Here is a 21,976-nt window from a genome sequence, read left to right on the forward strand (position 1 = left end):
CATAATTACATAAATTGGATTATAAGTGTCCGTGAGTCAGATTATTTACTACAATATTATTGAAATAAAATGATGAAGATAGTTAGAATTAACTTTCATTGATGATTTTTCTTTAGATATTGTATGTGGTTTATCTATTATATAGAAAAGAAATTTAAATATACAAATATTAGAGAAACGCATTGTGCTAGTTAAATTTATTTTTCCTATATTATCCTCATTTCCACTCAAAAAGTTTATTAAATATTGAGATATTATGAGCTAAAATTTTAATGCTAATCATAGTCATTAATCCTAGTTTAGTTTTAGCTAGAACTTTATTTGCATTAAACTGCTCAGTTAATTGTGAAAATGATGTTTCTACACGACGTTTCGTATATGCTTAGGAAATTGTGTTTTACTGTTTTTTCTTTGTAATGCTAAAAGAGAAATATTTTGTTCTAATACAAGTTGTTTACCTATTTCTGTACTAACATATACTTTATCTCCTATGATTTTAATATCATTATAAGACTCTGTTAATTTCCATAAAGTCTCTCTATTATCGATATTAGCAGCAGTTAATATAAAGTCTGTTATAAATCCTTTGGTAGTAATTAATGCATGTAATTTTAAACCAAAATAACTTTCTTTTTTAGATGTACAATAACCATAAGATGAAATATCTTTGAATGACTTACTAAAATAAGCTCTACCAAAATTACATACGGGGATAAGCATACTATCTTGTCACCGAAATTGTTTGTAGAAAAAATTTACTTCGTATTTCACAAATTACTTTATATAGATTTCTTTTGGTTCTATTAAACCTGCTTCTATTTCCAATATTAGGGAATAAATCTTTGGAGTTTTTTTTAACAAAATTAAACCAAGCCTTTTCGGAATCTATAGCCATTGTTTTACCCATTATGCTTATAGTAATAATTTCAGTATCAGAAAACTTACTATCACTAACATTTCTTATATATTTAATTGAATCTGCAATAAACTTATTATAAATATCATCCATAACAATATAAGTTGTTGTAAAAAAGTCTTTTAAATTTTCTATTTTAATTATTAATTTAATTACTGTTTGATATATATATTTAAATATTTAAATGCTGTGAGAGAATCAACATAATATAGGAATAAAATTCTTCTTGAAAAAAAATTATAATAGTATATTATTATTTATAGTGATAATTTTGTTATTAGCGTATAAAAATTTAAAATAAAAAATAAAAATCCATGTAAAAAATACTTGAAATAAGTTTATATACATAGTATAATGAAGAAGTTGTAAAGCAAACAGCGATGAATCAAGAGGTTGCCGGACTTCCGGGGAATTCTTGATGAGTAGTTAGGATCTCGAATCCAACGACAGGGGTTCTGATTTGGAGTGTCTTAAAGTGTGAAACACCAGGGACAGTTTACAGAACATCCGCTGTTGTGCGTTAGAAGTAAAGCGTACATGAAAAGGAGGGAAACCAAATGTCAAAACAAAAAATAAGAATAAGATTAAAAGCATTTGATCATACAATATTAGATCAATCAGCTGAGAAAATAGTTGAAACTGCTAAATCTACAGGTGCTAAGGTTGTTGGACCAGTTCCACTACCAACAGAAAAAGATGTGATAACAATCTTAAGAGCTGTACATAAGTACAAAGATTCTAGAGAGCAGTTCGAAATAAGAACTCATAAGAGATTAATCGATATAGTTAATCCATCACCAAAAACTGTTGATGCATTAATGAGATTAAACTTACCAGCAGGTGTTGACATCGAAATAAAACTATAATAAAAGTTTATATTTAGATTGAAGTAATAAAATGAACTGTTATGATTGCAGAGCAATCCGCTAATACGTTTGGGAGGTGTAACCACATGAAAAAAGCTATAATTGGTAAAAAAGTTGGAATGACTCAAATATTCGATGAAAACGGAAAAGTTATTCCAGTAACAGTAGTAGAAGCTGGTCCATGTGTTGTTGTTCAAAAGAAAACAGTTGAAACTGACGGATACAACGCTATACAAGTAGGATTTGGCGAGATTAGAGAAAAGTTAGTTAACAAGCCTAAGAAAGGTCACTTTGCTAAGGCAGGAGTATCTTTAAGAAGAACTTTAAAAGAGTTTAAATTAGAAGATATAGCTAACTATAATGTTGGTGATGAAATAAAAGCTGACATATTTGAAATAGGTGAAAAAGTTGACGTATCAGGAATTTCAAAAGGTAAAGGATTCGCTGGCGTAATTAAGAGATGGAATTTCCAAAGAGGACCAATGTCTCACGGATCTAAGTTCCATAGAGCAGTAGGTTCAATGGGAGCATCATCTGATCCATCAAGAACTTTCAAGAACAAAAAAATGCCTGGTCATATGGGAGCAGCTAATACAACTGTATTAAATTTACAAGTTGTTAAAATAATGGCTGATAAAAATATCATCTTAATAAAAGGTGGAATTCCAGGACCAAATAAAGGTACAGTAGTTATAAGAAACAGCGTTAAGGCTTAATTTCTGTAGAAAGGAGGAAGCACAATGCCTACATTAGGATTATTTAATAAAGAAGGACAAAAAGTTGGAGACATCCAATTAAACGAGCAAGTATTTGCAGTAGAGGTTAATACTGATGCATTACATCAAGTTGTAGTTGCACAATTAGCTAATAAGAGACAAGGAACTCAATCAGCTAAAACAAGAGCTGAGGTAAGAGGAGGCGGAATCAAGCCTTGGAGACAAAAAGGAACAGGTAGAGCAAGACAAGGTTCTATCAGAGCACCTCAATGGATCAAAGGTGGAGTTGTATTCGCACCAAAACCAAGAGATTATAGAATGTCAATACCAAAGAGCATGAGAAGAGTTGCTATGACTTCAGCTTTAACAAGCAAAGTTGTAGATAATAACATGATTGTTTTAGAGAGCTTAGAATTTGTTGCTCCAAAAACTAAAGAAGTTGTTAAAATGTTAAATGCTTTTGATGTTAAGAAGACATTAATAGTTACTGCTGAATCAAACGAGAATGTTTATAAATCAGCTAGAAATATTGAAGGAGTATCAGTACTTCCAGTTAATAATATCAATGTTTATGATTTATTAAAGTTTGAAAAAGTTATGATAACTAAAGATGCTATAAACAAAATTGAGGAGGTGTACGCATAATGAAATTAACAAGCCATGATATAATCAGAAAGCCAGTTATAACTGAAAAAAGTATGGCAGCTATGGCTGAGAACAAATACACCTTCATAGTTCATATAGCAGCTAATAAAGTTCAAATTAAAAGAGCTGTAGAAGAAGTTTTCAATGTAAAAGTTGAAGATGTTAAGACTATGAGAGTTGAAGGAAAAACTAAAAGAGTTGGCGTTCACATCGGAAAAAGAGCTGACTACAAGAAAGCTGTAATTACATTAGCTGAAGGTAGCAATATCGAATTCTTCGAAGGAATGCAATAATTTTAAGCAGTTATTGGTCGGAAAGGCCAGATAAGCGTAAAGAAGGAGGGAATTTAAATGGCAGTTAAGAAGTTTAACCCAACTACACCATCAAGAAGAGAAATGACAATGCCAACATTTGAAGAAATAACTACAAATGCTCCAGAAAAATCACTTCTTGTTTCTTTAAAGAAAACTGGTGGTAGAAACTCACAAGGTAAAATAACTGTTAGACACCACGGTGGTGGAGCTAAGAGAAAATATAGAATAATTGATTTTAAGAGAAATAAGGATGGCGTTCCAGCAAAAGTTGCTACAGTAGAGTACGATCCAAATAGATCAGCTTATATAGCACTTGTTGTTTATGCTGACGGAGAGAAGAGATACATAATCGCTCCTGTTGGTTTAAAAGTTGGAGATGTTATTGTATCAGGTCCAGAAGCTGATATAAAAGCAGGAAATGCTCTTCCATTAAGAAATATACCAGTTGGTACAGTTGTTCACAACATAGAGTTACAAGCTGGAAAAGGTGCTCAAATGGTAAGATCAGCAGGTACTTCAGCACAGTTAATGGCTAAAGAAGGTAACTATGCTACATTAAGATTACCATCAGGCGAAATGAGATATGTTAGAATAGAGTGTAGAGCAACTGTTGGTACAGTTTCAAATACAACTCATGAGATTGTTAACATAGGTAAGGCTGGAAGAAAAAGACATATGGGATGGAGACCTACAGTTAGAGGTTCTGTAATGAACCCTTGCGATCACCCACACGGTGGTGGAGAAGGTAGATCACCTATAGGTAGACCAAGTCCAGTTACTCCATGGGGTAAACCAGCACTTGGATACAAAACTAGAAAGCATAAAAAATACTCAGATAGATTTATCATTAAGAGAAGAAACGACAAATAGTTTGAAGAGAATATATAATTCTCTTCACAATTTGGTTGCATAACGCTAATAGGTTTATGAAGGGAGGCAATTCTAGTGAGTAGATCAATTAAAAAAGGACCTTTCGTGCATGCTGGTCTTTTAAATAAAATAGAAGAAATGAATCAAAGTGGAGACAAGAAAGTTGTTAAAACTTGGTCAAGAAGCTCAACTATATTCCCTCAAATGATCGGCCATACAATAGCTGTTCATGATGGAAGAAAACACGTTCCAGTTTACGTATCAGAGGATATGGTTGGACACAAATTAGGTGAGTTCGTATTAACAAGAACTTACAAAGGACATGATTATAACGAAAAATCATCAAAGAGAAAATAATAGTAATCCCAGAAAGGAGGAACTTTAGATGGAAGCTAGAGCTATAGCTAAGTATGTTAGAATGTCTCCAACAAAAGTGGGAGTTGTTCTTGATTTAATAAGAGGAAAAAATGTTAATGAAGCTTTCGCAATTTTAAAATACACTCCAAGAGATGCAGCTGAGGTAATTTTAAAAGTTTTAAAATCAGCTGTTGCTAATGCTGAAAACAATAATGAGTTAGATGTTAACAGATTATTTGTTTCTGAAGCATTTGTAGGTCAAGGACCAACATTAAAAAGATTCAGACCTCATGCTCAAGGAAGAGCATTCAGAATAAACAAAAGAACAAGTCATATAACACTTGTTGTTAAAGAAAGAGCTTAATAAGTAAGGAGGGAAACAGAGTGGGTCAAAAAGTACATCCTCATGGACTAAGAGTTGGTGTGATCAAAGGTTGGGATGCAAAATGGTATGCTGATAAGAAAAATTTTGCTGATAACTTAATCGAAGATTGCAAAATAAGAGAATTCGTTAAAAAAGAACTTTTTACAGCAGGAATCTCTAAGATAGAAATCGAAAGAGCTGCTAAAAGAGTTAAGTTAAATATATATACAGCTAAACCAGGAGTTATCATTGGAAAAGGTGGATCTGGAATAGAGAGATTAAAAGTTAGTTTAGCAAACATAATAGCTGAAAAGAATGTTTTAATAAACATAGTTGAAGTTAAAAATGTTGAAACTGATGCTCAATTAATGGCTGAAAATATTGCTGCTCAATTAGAGAAGAGAATATCATTCAGAAGAGCTATGAAGCAAACAATCCAAAGAGCTATGAAGTCAGGCGCTAAAGGTGTTAAGACTGCTTGTTCAGGAAGATTAGGTGGAGCTGAAATAGCAAGAACTGAGCAATATCATGAAGGAACAATTCCACTACAAACTTTAAGAGCTGATATAGACTACGGTTTCGCAGAAGCTGATACAACATACGGAAAAATTGGCGTTAAAGTATGGGTTTACAATGGAGAAGTTCTTCCAACAAAAAAAGTTGAGAAAGAAGAAGTTAACGCATAGGATGCAATAAGAAAGGAGGACTATAGTCATGTTAATGCCTAAAAGAGTAAAACATCGTAAGGTACAACGTGGTAGAATGAAAGGTAAGGCAACTAGAGGAAATTTCCTAGCTTACGGAGATTTCGGAATCCAAGCTACAACTTGTGGTTGGATTACTAGTAACCAAATCGAATCTGCCAGAATAGCTATTAATAGATATATAAGAAGAGGCGGAAAGCTTTGGATAAAAATATTCCCTGATAAGCCAGTTACTGAGAAGCCAGCTGAGACAAGAATGGGTTCTGGTAAAGGTTCACCAGAGTACTGGGTAGCAGTAGTTAAACCAGGTAGAGTGTTATTCGAACTATCAGGAGTTGATGAGGAGAAAGCTAGAGAAGCTATGAGACTTGCTTCACACAAGCTTCCTGTAAAGACTAAGTTCGTTACAAGAAGAGATTTTGAGGAAATGGGTGGTGAAGAATAATGAAAGCTAGAGAGTTAAAAGAACTAAGAACAAGCAATCCTCAAGATTTAAGAGTTAAACTAAATGACCTTAAGGCTGAATTATTCAACTTAAGATTCCAATTAGCTACAGGTCAATTAGAAAACCCAATGAGAATAAGAGAAGTAAAGAAATCTATAGCTCAAATTAAGACTATAATTAGAGAAGAAGAGTTAAAGGTTGAGCAGTAATCCCTGAAAGGAGGTCACAACTGTGGAAAGAGGATTAAGAAAGAAAAGATTAGGTAGAGTTGTTTCTGATAAAATGGATAAAACTATCGTTGTTGCAGTTGAAACAAAGGTAAGACACCCATTATACGGAAAAACAGTTAATAGAACTACTAAGTTTAAAGCTCATGACGAAAATAATGAAGCTAGAATCGGAGACAGAGTTTCAATCATGGAAACTAGACCATTATCTAAGGATAAAAGATGGAGACTTGTTGAGATCGTAGAAAAAGCAAAATAATCGTCTAAAGTCTGAAAGGAGGTTAATTACATGATACAACAACAAACCTTACTAAAGGTTGCAGACAATTCTGGTGCAAAAGAAATTATGTGTATCAGAGTTTTAGGTGGATCTAAAAGAAAGTATGGAAACATTGGAGATATAATCGTTGCTAGTGTTAAAAGTGCAACACCAGGCGGAGTTGTTAAAAAAGGTGACGTTGTAAAAGCAGTTATAGTAAGATCAGTTAGAGGTTTAAGAAGAGCTGACGGTTCATACATCAAATTTGATGAAAATGCTGCTGTAATAATAAAAGAAGATAAGCAACCAAGAGGAACTCGTATCTTTGGACCAGTTGCTAGAGAGCTAAGAGATAAGGAATTCAATAAAATATTATCATTAGCACCAGAAGTTCTATAATACAAGATTAGGAGGTGGCTAAGATGAAGGTACATGTTAGAAAGAACGACACAGTAGTAGTTATATCAGGAAAAGATAAAGGTAAAACTGGTGAAGTTTTAAGAGTAATTCCTAAGACTGGTAGAGTAGTAGTTAAAGGAGTTAATATAGTTAAGAAGCACCAAAAACCTAACAGACAAAACATGCAAGGTGGAATAGTTGAAATGGAAGCAGCTATAAACAGTTCAAAAGTTATGTTATTCTGTGAAAAATGTAAAAAGGCTACAAGAATCAGCCATAAATTATTAGAAGATGGTGCAAAAATAAGAGTATGTAAAAAGTGTGGAGAAACACTATAAGAAGTGAAAGGAGGTCCATTACATGACAACAAGACTTCAAGATAAATATGTTAAAGAAGTTGTTCCAGCTATGATGGAAAAGTTCGGATATAAGAATATAATGCAAGTTCCTAAACTTGAGAAGATAGTTATAAACATGGGTGTAGGAGAAGCTAAAGATAATGCTAAAGTTTTAGAGTCAGCTGTTAATGACTTACAAATAATAGCAGGTCAAAAAGCTATCTTAACTAGAGCAAAAAAATCAGTTGCTAACTTCAAAATCAGAGAAAACATGCCTTTAGGATGTAAAGTTACATTAAGAAAAGCAAATATGTATGAATTCGCTGATAAATTAATGTCAATAGCTCTTCCAAGAGTTAGAGACTTTAGAGGAGTTTCAAGCAAGTCATTTGATGGAAGAGGAAACTACTCATTAGGAGTTAAAGAACAATTAATATTCCCAGAAATCGAATATGATAAAGTAGATAAAGTAAGAGGAATGGATATTATCTTCGTAACAACAGCAAACACTGACGAAGAAGCAAGAGAATTATTAAGATTCCTTGGAATGCCATTCGCTCAATAATTAAGGAGGGGATACACATGGCTCGTAAGGCAATGATCGAAAAATGGAAAAAAGAACCTAAATTTAAAACAAGAGCTTATACTAGATGTAGATTATGTGGTAGACCACATTCTGTATTAAAGAAATTCGGAATTTGCCGTATCTGCTTCAGAGAATTAGCTTATAAAGGTGAAATTCCTGGATGTAGGAAGGCAAGCTGGTAATATACTAGTATAGTGAAAGGAGGCACAATATAATGGTTATGACAGATCCTATCGCAGACTTACTAACTCGTATAAGAAATGCGAACGCGGTAAGACATGAAGTAGTTGAAGTACCTTCTTCAACAGTTAAGAAGGCTATTTCAAATTTATTATTACAAGAAGGATATCTTAAAGGAATAGAGGAGTACAATGATGGTGTAGTTCCTATGTTAAGATTATCTTTAAAATATGGTGCAGATAAAGAAAGAGTTATAACTGGTTTAAAGAGAATATCAAAGCCAGGTTTAAGAGTTTACTGCAAGAAAGATGAAGTGCCAAAGGTATTAAATGGATTAGGAATCGCATTAGTATCAACTTCAAAAGGATTAGTAGTAGATAGAGAAGCTAGAAAATTAGGCTTAGGTGGAGAAGTAATCTGCTACGTTTGGTAATTTTTTAGATTAAATTAACTTAGATTGAGATTGTAGATTGAAATATATATGTAAAATTATGTATCCAAATTAACAGGAGGTGCAATTATGTCAAGAGTAGGTAGATCACCTATAGCTATCCCTGCAGGCGTAACTGTTACTGTATCACCAGAAAATGTTGTTACAGTAAAAGGACCTAAGGGTGAATTAGTGAAAGCTATGCACAAAGACATTAATATAGCTATTGAAGATGCTCAAGTAGTTGTAACAAGACCAAGTGATGTTAAAGAACACAGAGCACTTCATGGATTAACAAGAGCTTTAATCAACAACATGGTTGTTGGTGTAAGCCAAGGATATTCAAAAACTTTAGAGTTAATCGGAGTTGGTTATAGAGCTCAATTACAAGGAAGTAAACTTGTAATGAACTTAGGATATTCACATCCAGTTGAAGTAGAAGCTACTGAAGGAGTTTCTTTCAAATTAGATGGAACAACAAAGGTTATCGTTGAAGGTATAGATAAAGAAAAAGTTGGAGCAGTTGCTGCTGACATAAGATCATGGAGAAAGCCAGAGCCATATAAAGGTAAAGGAATTAAATACTCAAACGAAGTGATCAGAAGAAAAGAAGGTAAAACTGGTAAGAAATAATAGAAAGGAGTGAACCTTATGTTCAAAAAGGCAGACAGAAAACAGTCTAGAGAAAAGCGTCACCTAAGAGTTCGTAAGAAAGTGTTCGGAACTCCACAGAGACCAAGACTTTCTGTATATAGAAGCGAAAAAAACATATACGCTCAAGTAATAGACGACGTTAATGCTGTTACTATAGTAGCTGCTTCAAGCTTAGATAAAGCTATAGAAGCAAAAGGAAGCAATAAAGAAGCTGCTAAGTTAGTAGGAGAGCTTGTTGCGAAGAAAGCTATAGAAAAAGGAATCACTGAAATAGTATTCGATAGAGGCGGATACATATATCATGGAAGAGTTGAAGCTTTAGCTAGCGCAGCAAGAGAAGCAGGCTTAAAATTCTAATCTATAAGGAGGGAAACACATGAGAATCGATCCTAGCACACTAGACCTTAAAGAAAAGGTTGTTCATATAAACAGAGTTACTAAGGTTGTTAAGGGTGGTAGAAACTTCAGATTCAGCGCTTTAGTTGTTGTTGGAGACGAAAACGGACATATAGGCGTTGGAATGGGTAAGTCAATCGAGATCCCAGAAGCAATCAGAAAAGGAATTGAAGATGCTAAGAAAAACCTAGTACATGTTGCTATGGTAGGCACTACAGTTCCGCATGAAATATATGGTAGATTCGGTACTGGAAAAGTTTTAATAATGCCAGCTTCAGAAGGTACAGGAGTTATCGCTGGAGGTCCTGCAAGAGCAGTACTTGAATTAGCAGGAGTAAAGGATGTTAGAGCTAAGTCATTAGGTTCTAATAACCCAAGAAACATGATTAATGCAACAATCAACGGATTAGCAAACTTAAGAACAGCTGAAGATATAGCTAAATTAAGAGGAAAATCTGTTGATGAGATATTAGGTTAGGAGGGATAGCGATGGTAAAGGTAACATTAGTTAAAAGCTTAATTGGAAGAAAAAAAGACCATATCGCTACTGCACATGCCCTTGGACTTAGAAAAATAGGTAAAATGGTAGAGCATGAGGTAACTCCTCAAATAAATGGTATGATAAATAAAATAAATTATCTACTAAAAGTTGAAGAAGTATAATTTGGAGGAGGTGTAGTCAGCTATGAAACTTCATGAATTAAAACCAGCAGTTGGTAGCAAAAAAGCTCCTAAAAGAATTGGTAGAGGTACTGGTTCAGGTTTAGGTAGAAATGCTGGTAAGGGTGAAAAAGGTCAAAACGCTAGATCAGGTGGTGGAGTAAGACCAGGCTTCGAGGGAGGTCAAATGCCTTTATACAGAAGACTTCCTAAGAGAGGATTTACTAATCCATTTGCAAAGAGTTTTGTAACAATAAATTTAGATAGATTAAATAAGTTTGAGAACGGAACAGAAGTTACTCCAGAATTATTACTTGAAACAAGAGTAATAAGTAAACTAATGGATGGAGTTAAGATCTTAGGAAATGGTAACATTGAAAAGAACTTAACTATCAAAGGTTGCAAGTTATCAAAGCAAGCAGCTGAAAAAATAGTTGCAGCTGGAGGAAAAGTTGAGGTGAATTAATCATGCTATCAACCCTACGTAATGCCTGGAAGGTTCAAGATCTAAGAAAAAAGATATTATGGACTTTGTTATTAGTTGCAATTTTCAGGATGGGAAGTTACATTCCTGTTCCTGGAGTTGACACACAAGCTATAAAAGCTATGACGCAACAGGGAGGCTTAATAGGCTTCTATGATTTGATATCTGGTGGTTCTTTAAGTAGATTTAGTATCTTAGCTTTAGGAGTTGTGCCATATATTAATGCGTCAATTATAATGCAATTATTAACAGTTGCAATTCCACGTTTAGAGCAATTATCTAAAGAAGGTGATGATGGAAGAAAGAAAATCCAAAAAGTCACTAAATATGCTTCTGTACTAATTGGAGCAATAACTGCCTATGGTAGTTATGTACTTATACTTAATGCTGGAGCATTAAAAGATACATCTGCAATAAACGTATTTTTGATAATCCTAACTTTAGTAGTAGGTTCTACCTTCTTAATGTGGTTAGGTGATCAAATGACTGTTAAAGGTATTGGTAATGGAACATCTTTAATAATATTTGCTAATATTATTTCAGGGTTACCAATAACAGGTTACCAAATTTACGTATTAGGTAAAAATGGTACAGTAAATATAGTAGAAATTGCGTTATTTGTAATATTTATAATAGCGCTTATTGCATCAGTTATTTACTTATCTTTAGCAGAAAGGAGAATTCATGTTCAGTATGCTGGAAGAGCTGTAGGGAATAAAGTATTTAAAGGTCAATCATCACATATACCTTTAAGTATTATAGGATCAACTGTTATATCAATAATTTTTGCTATGTCAGTTATGAGTTTTCCTATAACTATAGCACAATTTTTCCCAAATGCTACATTGTCTCAATGGATTATAAGTAATCCAATGAGTCCATTTAATTCTAAAACATGGATGTATCCTGTGATTTATGCAATTCTTACTATATTCTTTACTTGGTTTTATACTCAAATAACGTTTAAACCAGATGAGATGGCTGAAAATATGCATAAATCAGCAAGTTTTATTCCTGGAATAAGACCGGGAAAAGATACTGAAATTTATTTAGAGAAAGTTTTAAATAAAGTTTCATTTATTGGAGGTATATTTGCTGCAATAATAGCAATACTTCCTATTATAATGGCTAATTATACTCCTTTTGAAGGAATTCAATTTGGAGGTACTTCAGTATTAATTTTAGTATCAGTTTCATTAGAAGTAATGAGACAATTAGAGTCTCAACTTACAGTGAGACACTACCAAGGATTTTTGAAGTAACAATATAATGAAAAATATGGAGATGATGCCCGTGAAGATAGTTTTATTAGGTCCTCCTGGAGCAGGAAAAGGAACACAGGCAAAATCCATTAGTAATAGATATTCTATACCTCATATATCTACAGGAGATATTTTCAGAAAGAATATTTCAGAAAATACTCCTTTAGGTATGGAGGCTAAGAGTTATATGGATAATGGTCAATTGGTTCCTGATGAAGTTACTATTAACATGGTTAAAGATAGACTTCAACAAGATGACTGTAAAAATGGATATCTATTAGATGGTTTTCCTAGAACAGTTCATCAAGCAGAGGCACTTCAAGAATTTCTTACAAGTAGAAGTGAGAGTTTAGATACAGCACTTCTTATAGAAGTTCCTATGAATTTTATACTTGAAAGAATGACAGGAAGAAGAGTCTGTCCTTCATGTGGAGCTAGTTATCATGTGAAGTTTAATCCGCCAACAATATCAACAAAATGTGATGTTTGTGGATCAGATGTTATACAAAGAAAAGATGATACTGAAGAGACCGTATCAGAAAGATTAGATGTATACGAAAAACAGACACAGCCACTAATTGATTTTTATAATAATATAAATAAGCTTTCGGTAGTAGATGGAACTAAAGCAATAAACGAGGTCTTTGAAAGTATCTGTAAAATATTAGGGAGCGATGAGTAATGATAATTCTCAAAAATGAAATTGAAATCGACCTAATGAGGAAAGCAGGAAGAATTCTTGGTGAAACCTTGAATCTGCTTGAGGAGAAAGTAAGACCTGGTATTACTACTGCGGAATTAGATAGAATAGCTGAAGAATTTATAACTAAGCATGGAGCTAAGCCATCCTTTAAAGGATTATATGGTTTTCCTGCTTCATTATGCATATCTGTTAATGAGCAAGTTGTACATGGAATACCAGGAAAGTATAAATTAAAAGAAGGCGATATAGTTTCAGTTGACTGTGGAGTTTTTCTAAATGGCTTTCATGGTGATGCTGCAAGAACATATGCAGTAGGAAATGTTAGTGAAGATGCCGCAAAGCTTATAAAAGTTACTGAAGAGTGTTTTTTTAAAGGTATTGAAAAAGCACAGGTAGGTAATAGATTAACAGATATTTCTCATGAAATACAACAATATGTTGAAGCTAATGGATTTTCAGTAGTTAGAGACTATGTGGGACATGGAATCGGAAGAAAAGTACATGAAGATCCAGAAGTACCTAATTTCGGTAGGCCAGGTAGAGGTCCAAAGCTAATGTCAGGAATGGTTTTAGCGATAGAACCAATGGTTAATACAGGAACTTACCATGTAAAAACATTAGAGGACAATTGGACAGTAGTAACAGCAGATAAATTATATTCTGCACATTATGAAAATACAGTTGCAATTTTACCAAATGGTCCCGAAATATTAACACTTGTTAAATAGTTTAATATGTGTTGCTTAGTTATAAATTATCCTTTACTTATGGTAAAGTAAATTTATGACTAAGGTAACCTTGAGGTGAATAAGTTGCAAAACAATAACTTAATTGGCAGATTAGTTATTTCTAAAGCAGGAAGAGATAAGGATTCTCTATATTTAATTGTTAATATAGTTGATAAAAATTATGTTCTTGTTGCTAATGGTTATAATAAAACACATAACATGCCAAAAAAGAAAAAATTAAAGCATTTATTGCTTACTGATGTGATAAGTGATGATATAAAATTATCAATATTATCACAAAATAAAAATATAGATTTAAAAATTAAAAAATTTATAAAACTTAATGGCACTATCAAGGAGGTTTGATTACCTTATGTCAAAAGATGATATAATAGAAATGCAAGGAACGGTTTTAGAATCGTTACCTAATGCAATGTTTCAAGTAGAATTAGAAAGTGGGCATACAATATTAGCTCATATTTCAGGAAAGTTAAGAATGAACTTCATAAGAATTTTACCAGGAGATAAAGTAACTGTGGAGTTATCTCCATATGATCTTACAAGAGGTAGAATTACTTGGAGAGCAAAATAAGGAGGGTTAGCGATGAAAGTAAGACCATCAGTTAAGCCTATTTGCGAAAAGTGCAAAATTATAAAAAGAAAAGGAAGAGTAATGGTAATCTGTGAAAATCCTAAGCACAAACAAAAACAAGGCTAATAGGCGCAATATAATATAATAATTTAGTCAATTGGGTGTGAATTCTTATTGACTTTTACACAAAACTAAAATATTATTATATAGGCATTTAATTAATAATGTAAGTAAATTTTGGGTGCGGCTGCAGTGGAAAATCTACTGGCCTAAAATTTTAAAATATAAAACTTTAAGTAAAACATTGATTTACGATTAAGTACATTTCAATTACCAGGAGGTGTAAATTTAATGGCAAGAATAGCAGGTATTGACCTACCAAGAGAAAAAAGAGTTGAAATAGGTCTAACTTATATATATGGTATAGGATTACCTACATCACAGAAGATTCTTAAAGAAACAGGAATTAATCCTGATACAAGAGTAAAGGATCTTACTGAAGAAGAAGTTAATGCAATCAGAAATATAATAAAAGAAATGATTGTTGAAGGTGACTTAAGAAGAGAAGTAGCTCTTAACATAAAGAGACTTATTGAAATTGGTTGCTATAGAGGAATAAGACATAGAAAAGGTCTTCCAGTAAGAGGACAAAAAACTAAGACTAATGCTAGAACTAGAAAAGGTCCTAAGAAGACAATAGCTAACAAGAAGAAATAGTTAAGGAGGGAAGACAATGGCAGCTCAAAAAGTTAAAAAGACTAGAAGAAGAAAAGAAAGAAAAAATGTTGAGCATGGAGCAGCACACATCCAATCAACTTTTAATAACTCAATAGTTACTTTAACTGATGCTAAAGGTAATGCATTATCTTGGGCAAGTGCTGGTGGACTTGGATTTAAAGGTTCAAGAAAAAGCACACCATTTGCAGCTCAAATGGCAGCTGAAACAGCAGCTAAAGCAGCTATGGAACACGGATTAAAAAGCGTTGAGGTTTATGTTAAAGGCCCTGGTGCTGGTAGAGAAGCAGCAATCAGAAGCTTACAAGCAGCTGGATTAGAAGTTACTTTAATTAAAGATGTAACTCCAATTCCACACAATGGATGTAGACCACCAAAAAGAAGAAGAGTTTAGTAACGTAACAGGAGGTGTAATTAATGGCAAGATATACTGGCGCTACATGCAGATTATGTAGAAGAGAAGGTATGAAATTATTCCTTAAAGGGGATAGATGCTTTACAGATAAATGTGCGTTTGTTAGAAGAAGTTATGCACCAGGACAACATGGAGCTAACAAGAAGAAAATTTCTAACTACGGAACACAGTTAAGAGAAAAGCAAAAAGCTAAGAGAATATACGGAGTTCTTGAAGGACAATTCAGAAGCACTTATGAAAGAGCTGAAAGAATGAAAGGAATTGCCGGTGAAAACTTATTAAGATTATTAGAAATGAGATTAGATAACGTTGTATTCAGATTAGGATACGGTGCTTCAAGAACTGAAGCTAGACAATTAGTTTCTCATGGACATTTCTTAGTAAATGGTAAAAAAGTAGATGTTCCATCATTTAAAGTTTCTATTAATGATGTAATAACTGTTTGTGAAAAGAGCAGAGGAACTGAGAAGTTTAAAACTTTTGTTGAGAATCCAAAAGCATTACAAAAATGGTTATCAGCAAATGTAGAAAACTTTGAAGGAAAAGTTATAGCTGAACCAACTAGAGAGGACATTGACGTTCCAGTTAACGAAACTCTAATTGTTGAGTTATACAGCAAATAATAATTAATCTTGAAAGTACTTTTAAGATTGGATCAGTTGCCCTCGGTATAAGGTTGCCATTTTAATATTAAGGAGGGTTTGTGAATGTTAGAAATAGAAAAGCCAGTCATTCAATGTGTTGAATCAAATGAAAACGGAACATACGGCAAATTTGTTGTAGAACCGCTTGAAAGAGGTTATGGGATTACTCTTGGTAATGCATTAAGAAGAATATTACTTTCTTCTTTACCAGGAGTAGCGCCTACATCAGTAAAAATAGATTCAGTTCTTCATGAGTTTTCTACTGTTACAGGTGTTAAAGAAGATGTTACAGAGATAATCTTAAACTTAAAAGCTTTAGCATTAACAATGGAAGGCGAAGGACCAAAAACTATTTATATAGATGCACAAGGACCAGGATTGGTTACTGGTGCAGATATAAAAACTAATGGAGATGTAGAAGTTATAAATAAGGATCTACATATAGCAACATTAGATGAAAATGGTAAGTTATATATGGAAATAGTAGTTAATAGAGGAAGAGGTTATGTTTCTCAAAATAAGAACAAAACTGAAGAACTTCCATTATCAGCAATAGCTATAGATTCTATATATACTCCTGTTAAAAAAGTAAACTTTACAGTTGAAAATACAAGAGTTGGTCAAATTACTGACTATGATAAACTTACTATAGAAATTTGGACTAATGGAACTATTAAAATTGAGGAAGCAATTTCGCTTTCAGCAAAAATTCTTATAGAACACTTCAAACTTTTCATGACTTTAACAGATAATGCAAACGACGTTGAAATAATGATTGAAAAAGAAGAAGATAAAAAAGAAAAAGCCTTAGAAATGACTATCGAAGAGCTTGACCTATCAGTTAGATCGTATAACTGTTTAAAAAGAGCTGGTATCAATACCGTACAAGAGCTTGCAGCTAAGAGTATGGATGATATGATGAAAGTTAGAAATCTTGGGAAAAAATCTCTTGAAGAAGTTGAGAGAAAATTAACTGAGTTAGGCTTAAATTTAAGACTAAATGAAGAGTAGGTAAGGAGGTAAAGCCATGGCAGGATATCGTAAGTTAGGTCGTCCTACTGATCAAAGAAAAGCTATGTTAAGAAACCTTGTTACAAGTTTCTTAAAGCATGGTAAAATAGAGACAACTGAAACAAGAGCTAAGGAAACTAGAAGTCTTGCAGAGAAAATGATTACTCTTGCTAAAAGAGGAGATTTACATGCTAGAAGACAGGTTTTAGCTTTTGTAACAGAAGAAGAAGTAGTTAAAAATTTATTTGATAACGTAGCTCCAAAGTACGCTGAGAGAAATGGTGGATATACTAGAATGTATAAAGTAGGTCCAAGAAGAGGTGACGGAGCAGAAGTTGTTATACTTGAATTAGTATAATACTTTTAGGGGATTAAGTTAAACTTAGTCCCCGTTTTATTATATTTATATATTTTGTCTATTTACAAAATAAAACTTATAATAGTATTATTTTATAAGTAGATAAATTATTACAACTTTTAGAGCTTTTGATTTATATTATTAGTTGTTTTACATATATTTGCTTAATGTTGAGATATAACTCTTTTATAATGGAGGAATTATTATGAGTAATATGATAAGATGTGAGGATTTATTATTTAAATATACAACTTATGAAGAAGAAAAAGATAAGAAATTAGAGAAAATAGCTATTGATAATGTAAATATGGAAATTAATAAAGGTGAATTCGTTGTAATATTAGGACATAATGGTTCGGGAAAATCAACAATAGCAAAGCATATGAATGCATTGTTATTGCCAAGTGATGGAAAGGTTTTTGTTAATGATCTTGATACTTCAAATGAAGAGAATATATGGAATATAAGAAGTTCAGCAGGTATGGTTTTTCAAAATCCAGATAATCAATTAGTAGCTACAATTGTAGAAGAAGATGTAGCATTTGGTCCAGAAAATTTGGGAATTGACCCTATTGAAATTAGGAAAAGAGTTGATGATAGTTTAAAAAGTGTAGGAATGTATGAATATAGAAATCATGCACCACATTTATTATCAGGTGGTCAGAAGCAAAGAATTGCTATTGCAGGAATTTTAGCTATGAGACCAAAGTGCATAATTTTAGATGAGCCAACAGCTATGTTAGATCCATCAGGTAGAAAAGAAGTAATAAAGACTATAAAACAAGTTAATAAAAAATTTGGAATTACAATAATATTAATTACTCATTATATGGATGAAGCAGCACAAGCAGATAGAGTAATAGTAATGGATAAAGGAAAAATAATAATGGAAGGAATTCCGAGAAAAATTTTTTCACAAGTAGAAACTTTGAAAAAAATAGGTTTAGATGTACCACAAGTAACTGAGTTATCATATGAATTAAATAAATTAGGAATAGATATATCAACAGAAATTTTAAATATAGATGAGATGGTGAGTGCGTTATGTCAATTAAAGTAGAAAATTTAAGTCATATTTATATGCCAAAGACTCCTTTTGAAAAAATTGCTTTAGATAATATTAATTGTGAATTTAAAAATGGTGAATTTATTGTATTAATAGGGCATACGGGTTCAGGTAAGTCAACATTAATTCAACATTTAAATGGATTATTAAAGGCTACTTCAGGTAATATAATTGTTGATGGGGTAAATATATATGATAAAGGAATAAAATTAAATGAGATAAGAAAAAAAATAGGCTTAGTCTTTCAATATCCAGAATATCAATTATTTGAAGAAACAATTGAAAAGGACATTGAATTTGGACCAAAGAATTTAGGATTATCCCAAGAAGAGATAACGAAAAGAGTAAAAAGAGCAATGGATATGGTTGGATTAGATTATGAAATCTACAGAAATAAATCGCCTTTTGATTTAAGTGGAGGACAAAAAAGACGTGTAGCTATAGCAGGTGTTGTAGCTATGGAGCCTAAAGTATTAATCTTAGATGAACCAACAGCGGGATTAGATCCTAAAGGAAGAGATGATATATTATCACAAATTAAAAAATTACATAAAGATTATAATATGACTATAATTATGGTAAGTCATAGTATGGAAGATGTTGCAAAAATAGCTGATAGAGTAATAGTTATGAATAAAGGTAAAATAATATTAGATGGTAGTGTTGCTAATGTATTTAAAGAAATTAATATATTAGAGGAAATTGGGTTAGCGGCACCACAAGTAACTTATTTAGTTAGAGAATTAAATAAGAAAGGCTTTAATATATCAGAAGAAATATTTACTGTTGAACAAGCAAAAGAAGCTATATTAAAAGTTTTAAATAGTAATATTACATAACTTAGAAGGGGATATAAAATTATGTTAAAAGATATAACTATAGGTCAATATGTTCCAGGAAATTCGTTTATTCATAAGTTAGATCCAAGAACAAAAATAATAATTTCATTTTTATTTGTTATAACATTGTTTATTATAAATAAATTTTATGGATATTTATTTATATTAGCATTTATAGGGGGAAGCATATATATATCTAAAGTTCCTTTAAGGTATATATATAAAGGGTTAAAACCAGTATTCATTTTAATTATTATAACTGCAGCTTTAAATATATTTATGATAAAAGGAACATCAGATACATTATTATGGCATTGGAAATTTTTCTATATTTATAGTGAAGGCGTTAGAACAGCAATATTTATGGCATTAAGATTAGTATTTTTGATTATTGGAACATCTTTATTAACTTTAACTACATCACCTATAGAATTAACAGATGGTATAGAAAATTTATTATCACCATTTAAGGTTATAGGAGTTCCAGCACATGAGTTAGCTATGATGATGACAATAGCATTAAGATTTATTCCTACTTTAATAGATGAAACTGATAAAATAATGAAAGCTCAAAAAGCTAGAGGAGCTGATTTTGAATCAGGAAATATAATTGAAAAAGCTAAAAGCTTAATTCCTTTATTAGTGCCTTTGTTTATTAGTTCTTTTAGAAGAGCTGATGAATTAGCTATGGCCATGGAAGCTAGGTGCTATAGAGGTGGAAATGGAAGAACTAGAATGAAATGTTTAAAGTATAGTAAATATGATTTTATATCATATGGAATATTTACTTTATTATTTGTAGCTAGTTTAATAATTAGGTTTATTTAACTAAAAGGATGATATAAATGAGAAATATAAAAATTGTTATTGAATATGATGGTACAAATTATTGTGGATGGCAAAAACAAAAAAAAGAAGATACTATTCAAGAAAGAATAGAAAGTGCTATAAGCAAGGTTATAAAAGAAGATATAGAAATTATAGGTAGTAGTAGAACAGATTCAGGTGTTCATGCTAAAGCTTTTGTAGCTAATTTTAAAACTAATTCTAAAATACCAGCAGAAAAATTTAGAGAAGCAATAAATTCAAAATTACCTAAAGATATAACAATAATGTATTCTGAAGAAGTAAGAGAAGATTTTCATGCTAGATATTCATGTGAAGGAAAAACATATTGTTATACTATTTTAAATAGATTACAATCACCTGCAATAGAAAGAAATTTTGTATACCATGTAAAGGAAAAATTAGATATCAATTTAATGCAAGATGCTTGTAAGTATTTTATAGGAACTCATGATTTTAAAGCTTTTAAAAGTACAGGAAGCTCAGTAAAGACATCAGTTAGAACAATTACAGATTTATATATAGAAGCTTATAAAGATAAGGTTAAGATATATATTTCAGCAAATGGATTTTTATATAATATGGTTAGAATAATAGTGGGTACTTTATTAATGGTAGGTACTAAAAAAATAGAGCCGCAAGATATAAAAAAGATTATTGAGGATGGAATAAGAGAAAATGCCGGAAAATGTGTACCAGCAATGGGATTATGCTTAGAAAAAGTTTTTTATTAAATATATATAAATGTATTGACACGCCCGTAAGCGTGTATTATAATGATATTTGTTTGTAAGAGAGAAATGTATAAGATTCATGATGGTTAGAATCTTGACATAAATTTAAGGACATTTAATGAAACCTAATTGAAATATTCTAGGGAGGGAAAACGATGAAATCATACATTGCAAAAGCACAAGAAGTTGAAAGAAAATGGTATGTTGTTGATGCTGCTGGAAAGCCACTAGGAAGAGTTGCTAGCCAAGTTGCTTCAATATTAAGAGGAAAGAACAAGCCAACATTTACTCCAAATGTTGACTGTGGAGATTTCGTTATAGTTATAAACGCTGAGAAAGTTGTTTTAACTGGTAAGAAATTAGACCAAAAGTTAATGAGAAAGCATAGCTTATATCCAGGTGGATTAAAAGAGACTCCATACAGAGAAGTTTTAGCTAAAAAACCTGAATTTGCTTTCGAAGAGTCAGTTAGAAGAATGCTTCCAACTGGTGTTTTAGGAAGAAAAATGTTAAAGAAATTAAAAGTATATAGAGGTGCTGAGCATGATCATTCAGCTCAAAATCCAGAAATACTTGAGTTAAGATACTAATATAGGCTCGGGAGGAGGAATTTCAAATGGCAAAAGTTCAATACATGGGAACTGGAAGAAGAAAAAAATCAGTTGCAAGAGTAAGACTTGTACCAGGTGAAGGTAAAGTTGTAGTAAATAAAAGAGAAATAGAATCATACTTCGGTTTAGAAACTTTAAGAGTTATAGTTAACCAACCACTAGTATTAACTGGAACAAAAGATAAATTCGATGTTTTAGTTAACGTTCATGGTGGTGGATTAACAGGTCAAGCTGGAGCTATCAGACACGGAATATCAAGAGCTTTATTAAAAGCTGATGAGAATTTAAGACCAGAATTAAAGAAAGCTGGATTCTTAACTAGAGACCCAAGAATGAAAGAAAGAAAGAAATACGGTCTTAAAAAAGCAAGAAGATCTCCACAGTTCTCAAAGAGATAATGTTGTGGATTTCAATGAAGAGAGATATTTTATCTCTCTTTTTTTTGTATATAATATTTTTATAGTTTTTAAAGTTTTAATTAAAGTATAAAAATAAAGCTTAATTGTAAAATGAAATTGAACTAAATAAAAAATCCATAGTGGATTAACCTGTGTTATGATTTAATCGCAAAACAAAATACAAAACACGGGGGATAATCACCATGGACTATCAAAATCATAAC

38 protein-coding genes and 1 pseudogene are annotated in these 21,976 nt (G+C 31.9%); 38 read left to right on the plus strand and 1 reads right to left on the minus strand.

Annotated elements, in window-relative coordinates; all coding sequences use genetic code 11:
* Positions 1 to 198 precede the first annotated feature (198 nt).
* A pseudogene (locus GBZ86_RS03325) lies at positions 199 to 1,084 on the minus strand (IS982 family transposase); the annotation flags it as partial.
* A gap of 389 nt (positions 1,085 to 1,473) precedes the next feature.
* On the opposite strand from GBZ86_RS03325, the gene rpsJ reads away from it, so the two are divergent.
* The 38 genes from rpsJ (at position 1,474) to rpsI (ending at position 21,752) form a co-directional block, all read left to right on the plus strand.
* Positions 1,474 to 1,782: a 30S ribosomal protein S10 gene (gene rpsJ, locus GBZ86_RS03330; RefSeq protein ID WP_152887726.1), complete on the plus strand. Its 309-nt coding sequence runs from the start codon at positions 1,474 to 1,476 to the stop codon at positions 1,780 to 1,782.
* Positions 1,783 to 1,868: 86 nt separating this feature from the next.
* On the plus strand, positions 1,869 to 2,498 hold the full coding sequence (rplC, locus tag GBZ86_RS03335; RefSeq protein WP_152887727.1) for a 50S ribosomal protein L3: 630 nt from the start codon (positions 1,869 to 1,871) through the stop codon (positions 2,496 to 2,498).
* Between the two features lie 24 nt (positions 2,499 to 2,522).
* A complete protein-coding gene (rplD, locus tag GBZ86_RS03340; RefSeq protein WP_152887729.1) occupies positions 2,523 to 3,143 on the plus strand; it encodes a 50S ribosomal protein L4 in 621 nt (206 codons plus the stop codon).
* Positions 3,143 to 3,436: a 50S ribosomal protein L23 gene (gene rplW / locus GBZ86_RS03345; protein WP_152887731.1), complete on the plus strand. Its 294-nt coding sequence runs from the start codon at positions 3,143 to 3,145 to the stop codon at positions 3,434 to 3,436. The genes rplD and rplW overlap by 1 nt, the downstream gene beginning before the upstream one ends.
* Positions 3,437 to 3,493: 57 nt before the next feature.
* On the plus strand, positions 3,494 to 4,327 hold the full coding sequence (rplB, locus tag GBZ86_RS03350; protein WP_152887733.1) for a 50S ribosomal protein L2: 834 nt from the start codon (positions 3,494 to 3,496) through the stop codon (positions 4,325 to 4,327).
* 75 nt (positions 4,328 to 4,402) lie between these two features.
* The gene (gene rpsS, locus GBZ86_RS03355) at positions 4,403 to 4,684 is read left to right on the plus strand and encodes a 30S ribosomal protein S19 (protein WP_327443856.1); all 282 of its coding nucleotides are present in this window, start codon (positions 4,403 to 4,405) and stop codon (positions 4,682 to 4,684) included.
* Positions 4,685 to 4,712: 28 nt separating this feature from the next.
* Positions 4,713 to 5,048: a 50S ribosomal protein L22 gene (gene rplV / locus GBZ86_RS03360; RefSeq protein ID WP_152887735.1), complete on the plus strand. Its 336-nt coding sequence runs from the start codon at positions 4,713 to 4,715 to the stop codon at positions 5,046 to 5,048.
* 20 nt (positions 5,049 to 5,068) lie between these two features.
* Entirely contained in the window at positions 5,069 to 5,734 is a 666-nt protein-coding gene (gene rpsC, locus GBZ86_RS03365) for a 30S ribosomal protein S3 (protein ID WP_327443859.1), read from the plus strand.
* 28 nt (positions 5,735 to 5,762) lie between these two features.
* Positions 5,763 to 6,197, plus strand: coding sequence for a 50S ribosomal protein L16 (rplP, locus tag GBZ86_RS03370; protein ID WP_152887737.1), 435 nt, complete (start codon positions 5,763 to 5,765; stop codon positions 6,195 to 6,197).
* A complete protein-coding gene (gene rpmC / locus GBZ86_RS03375; protein ID WP_152887739.1) occupies positions 6,197 to 6,406 on the plus strand; it encodes a 50S ribosomal protein L29 in 210 nt (69 codons plus the stop codon). Before rplP ends, rpmC begins: the two co-directional genes overlap by 1 nt.
* 22 nt (positions 6,407 to 6,428) lie before the next feature.
* A complete protein-coding gene (rpsQ, locus tag GBZ86_RS03380; protein WP_327443861.1) occupies positions 6,429 to 6,683 on the plus strand; it encodes a 30S ribosomal protein S17 in 255 nt (84 codons plus the stop codon).
* 30 nt (positions 6,684 to 6,713) lie between these two features.
* The gene (gene rplN / locus GBZ86_RS03385) at positions 6,714 to 7,082 is read left to right on the plus strand and encodes a 50S ribosomal protein L14 (protein ID WP_128211282.1); all 369 of its coding nucleotides are present in this window, start codon (positions 6,714 to 6,716) and stop codon (positions 7,080 to 7,082) included.
* Between the two features lie 23 nt (positions 7,083 to 7,105).
* The gene (gene rplX, locus GBZ86_RS03390) at positions 7,106 to 7,420 is read left to right on the plus strand and encodes a 50S ribosomal protein L24 (RefSeq protein WP_152887740.1); all 315 of its coding nucleotides are present in this window, start codon (positions 7,106 to 7,108) and stop codon (positions 7,418 to 7,420) included.
* A 22-nt stretch (positions 7,421 to 7,442) separates the two neighbouring features.
* Positions 7,443 to 7,985 (plus strand): 50S ribosomal protein L5, encoded by a 543-nt coding sequence (gene rplE / locus GBZ86_RS03395; protein WP_152887742.1) that lies wholly within the window; start codon positions 7,443 to 7,445, stop codon positions 7,983 to 7,985.
* A gap of 17 nt (positions 7,986 to 8,002) precedes the next feature.
* Positions 8,003 to 8,188 carry a type Z 30S ribosomal protein S14 gene (locus GBZ86_RS03400; protein ID WP_152887744.1) on the plus strand — a complete coding sequence of 62 codons (186 nt, stop codon included), beginning with the start codon at positions 8,003 to 8,005 and terminating at the stop codon, positions 8,186 to 8,188.
* A gap of 32 nt (positions 8,189 to 8,220) precedes the next feature.
* Positions 8,221 to 8,619 carry a 30S ribosomal protein S8 gene (gene rpsH, locus GBZ86_RS03405; RefSeq protein ID WP_152887746.1) on the plus strand — a complete coding sequence of 133 codons (399 nt, stop codon included), beginning with the start codon at positions 8,221 to 8,223 and terminating at the stop codon, positions 8,617 to 8,619.
* Positions 8,620 to 8,706: 87 nt separating this feature from the next.
* Positions 8,707 to 9,249, plus strand: a complete 543-nt coding sequence (rplF, locus tag GBZ86_RS03410; protein WP_152887748.1) for a 50S ribosomal protein L6 — start codon at positions 8,707 to 8,709, stop codon at positions 9,247 to 9,249.
* 18 nt (positions 9,250 to 9,267) lie between these two features.
* On the plus strand, positions 9,268 to 9,627 hold the full coding sequence (gene rplR, locus GBZ86_RS03415) for a 50S ribosomal protein L18 (RefSeq protein WP_152887750.1): 360 nt from the start codon (positions 9,268 to 9,270) through the stop codon (positions 9,625 to 9,627).
* A 19-nt stretch (positions 9,628 to 9,646) separates the two neighbouring features.
* Complete coding sequence (gene rpsE, locus GBZ86_RS03420; protein ID WP_152887752.1) at positions 9,647 to 10,144, plus strand: 30S ribosomal protein S5; 498 nt, start codon at positions 9,647 to 9,649, stop codon at positions 10,142 to 10,144.
* A 5-nt stretch (positions 10,145 to 10,149) separates the two neighbouring features.
* Positions 10,150 to 10,329, plus strand: coding sequence for a 50S ribosomal protein L30 (rpmD, locus tag GBZ86_RS03425; RefSeq protein ID WP_327443913.1), 180 nt, complete (start codon positions 10,150 to 10,152; stop codon positions 10,327 to 10,329).
* Between the two features lie 22 nt (positions 10,330 to 10,351).
* A complete protein-coding gene (gene rplO / locus GBZ86_RS03430) occupies positions 10,352 to 10,792 on the plus strand; it encodes a 50S ribosomal protein L15 (RefSeq protein WP_152887756.1) in 441 nt (146 codons plus the stop codon).
* Between the two features lie 2 nt (positions 10,793 to 10,794).
* Positions 10,795 to 12,072: a preprotein translocase subunit SecY gene (gene secY, locus GBZ86_RS03435; protein WP_152887758.1), complete on the plus strand. Its 1,278-nt coding sequence runs from the start codon at positions 10,795 to 10,797 to the stop codon at positions 12,070 to 12,072.
* 31 nt (positions 12,073 to 12,103) lie between these two features.
* On the plus strand, positions 12,104 to 12,754 hold the full coding sequence (locus tag GBZ86_RS03440; RefSeq protein WP_327443871.1) for an adenylate kinase: 651 nt from the start codon (positions 12,104 to 12,106) through the stop codon (positions 12,752 to 12,754).
* Positions 12,754 to 13,503: a type I methionyl aminopeptidase gene (gene map, locus GBZ86_RS03445; RefSeq protein ID WP_152887760.1), complete on the plus strand. Its 750-nt coding sequence runs from the start codon at positions 12,754 to 12,756 to the stop codon at positions 13,501 to 13,503. The genes GBZ86_RS03440 and map overlap by 1 nt, the downstream gene beginning before the upstream one ends.
* 84 nt (positions 13,504 to 13,587) lie before the next feature.
* Complete coding sequence (locus GBZ86_RS03450; protein WP_152887762.1) at positions 13,588 to 13,869, plus strand: KOW domain-containing RNA-binding protein; 282 nt, start codon at positions 13,588 to 13,590, stop codon at positions 13,867 to 13,869.
* Between the two features lie 7 nt (positions 13,870 to 13,876).
* A complete protein-coding gene (gene infA / locus GBZ86_RS03455; protein ID WP_152887764.1) occupies positions 13,877 to 14,095 on the plus strand; it encodes a translation initiation factor IF-1 in 219 nt (72 codons plus the stop codon).
* Between the two features lie 12 nt (positions 14,096 to 14,107).
* Entirely contained in the window at positions 14,108 to 14,221 is a 114-nt protein-coding gene (rpmJ, locus tag GBZ86_RS03460; protein WP_025434559.1) for a 50S ribosomal protein L36, read from the plus strand.
* A 225-nt stretch (positions 14,222 to 14,446) separates the two neighbouring features.
* Positions 14,447 to 14,812 (plus strand): 30S ribosomal protein S13, encoded by a 366-nt coding sequence (gene rpsM / locus GBZ86_RS03465; protein WP_152887766.1) that lies wholly within the window; start codon positions 14,447 to 14,449, stop codon positions 14,810 to 14,812.
* A 16-nt stretch (positions 14,813 to 14,828) separates the two neighbouring features.
* Positions 14,829 to 15,224 carry a 30S ribosomal protein S11 gene (gene rpsK / locus GBZ86_RS03470; protein WP_152887768.1) on the plus strand — a complete coding sequence of 132 codons (396 nt, stop codon included), beginning with the start codon at positions 14,829 to 14,831 and terminating at the stop codon, positions 15,222 to 15,224.
* A 23-nt stretch (positions 15,225 to 15,247) separates the two neighbouring features.
* Positions 15,248 to 15,868, plus strand: coding sequence for a 30S ribosomal protein S4 (gene rpsD / locus GBZ86_RS03475; RefSeq protein ID WP_152887770.1), 621 nt, complete (start codon positions 15,248 to 15,250; stop codon positions 15,866 to 15,868).
* An 84-nt stretch (positions 15,869 to 15,952) separates the two neighbouring features.
* Positions 15,953 to 16,900 (plus strand): DNA-directed RNA polymerase subunit alpha, encoded by a 948-nt coding sequence (locus tag GBZ86_RS03480; protein ID WP_152887772.1) that lies wholly within the window; start codon positions 15,953 to 15,955, stop codon positions 16,898 to 16,900.
* Between the two features lie 16 nt (positions 16,901 to 16,916).
* On the plus strand, positions 16,917 to 17,258 hold the full coding sequence (rplQ, locus tag GBZ86_RS03485; protein WP_152887773.1) for a 50S ribosomal protein L17: 342 nt from the start codon (positions 16,917 to 16,919) through the stop codon (positions 17,256 to 17,258).
* A 202-nt stretch (positions 17,259 to 17,460) separates the two neighbouring features.
* Complete coding sequence (locus GBZ86_RS03490; RefSeq protein ID WP_327443915.1) at positions 17,461 to 18,318, plus strand: energy-coupling factor transporter ATPase; 858 nt, start codon at positions 17,461 to 17,463, stop codon at positions 18,316 to 18,318.
* Positions 18,303 to 19,163, plus strand: a complete 861-nt coding sequence (locus GBZ86_RS03495) for an energy-coupling factor transporter ATPase (protein ID WP_152887777.1) — start codon at positions 18,303 to 18,305, stop codon at positions 19,161 to 19,163. The genes GBZ86_RS03490 and GBZ86_RS03495 overlap by 16 nt, the downstream gene beginning before the upstream one ends.
* A gap of 21 nt (positions 19,164 to 19,184) precedes the next feature.
* Positions 19,185 to 19,991, plus strand: coding sequence for an energy-coupling factor transporter transmembrane component T family protein (locus tag GBZ86_RS03500; protein WP_152887779.1), 807 nt, complete (start codon positions 19,185 to 19,187; stop codon positions 19,989 to 19,991).
* A gap of 17 nt (positions 19,992 to 20,008) precedes the next feature.
* Positions 20,009 to 20,743, plus strand: a complete 735-nt coding sequence (gene truA, locus GBZ86_RS03505) for a tRNA pseudouridine(38-40) synthase TruA (protein WP_152887781.1) — start codon at positions 20,009 to 20,011, stop codon at positions 20,741 to 20,743.
* Between the two features lie 155 nt (positions 20,744 to 20,898).
* Positions 20,899 to 21,333: a 50S ribosomal protein L13 gene (gene rplM, locus GBZ86_RS03510; protein ID WP_152887783.1), complete on the plus strand. Its 435-nt coding sequence runs from the start codon at positions 20,899 to 20,901 to the stop codon at positions 21,331 to 21,333.
* A gap of 26 nt (positions 21,334 to 21,359) precedes the next feature.
* Positions 21,360 to 21,752 (plus strand): 30S ribosomal protein S9, encoded by a 393-nt coding sequence (rpsI, locus tag GBZ86_RS03515; protein WP_152887785.1) that lies wholly within the window; start codon positions 21,360 to 21,362, stop codon positions 21,750 to 21,752.
* Positions 21,753 to 21,976: the final 224 nt, after the last annotated feature.

Origin of the sequence: Clostridium tarantellae, assembly GCF_009295725.1 — a bacterium.
GTDB lineage: Bacteria > Bacillota > Clostridia > Clostridiales > Clostridiaceae > Sarcina > Sarcina tarantellae.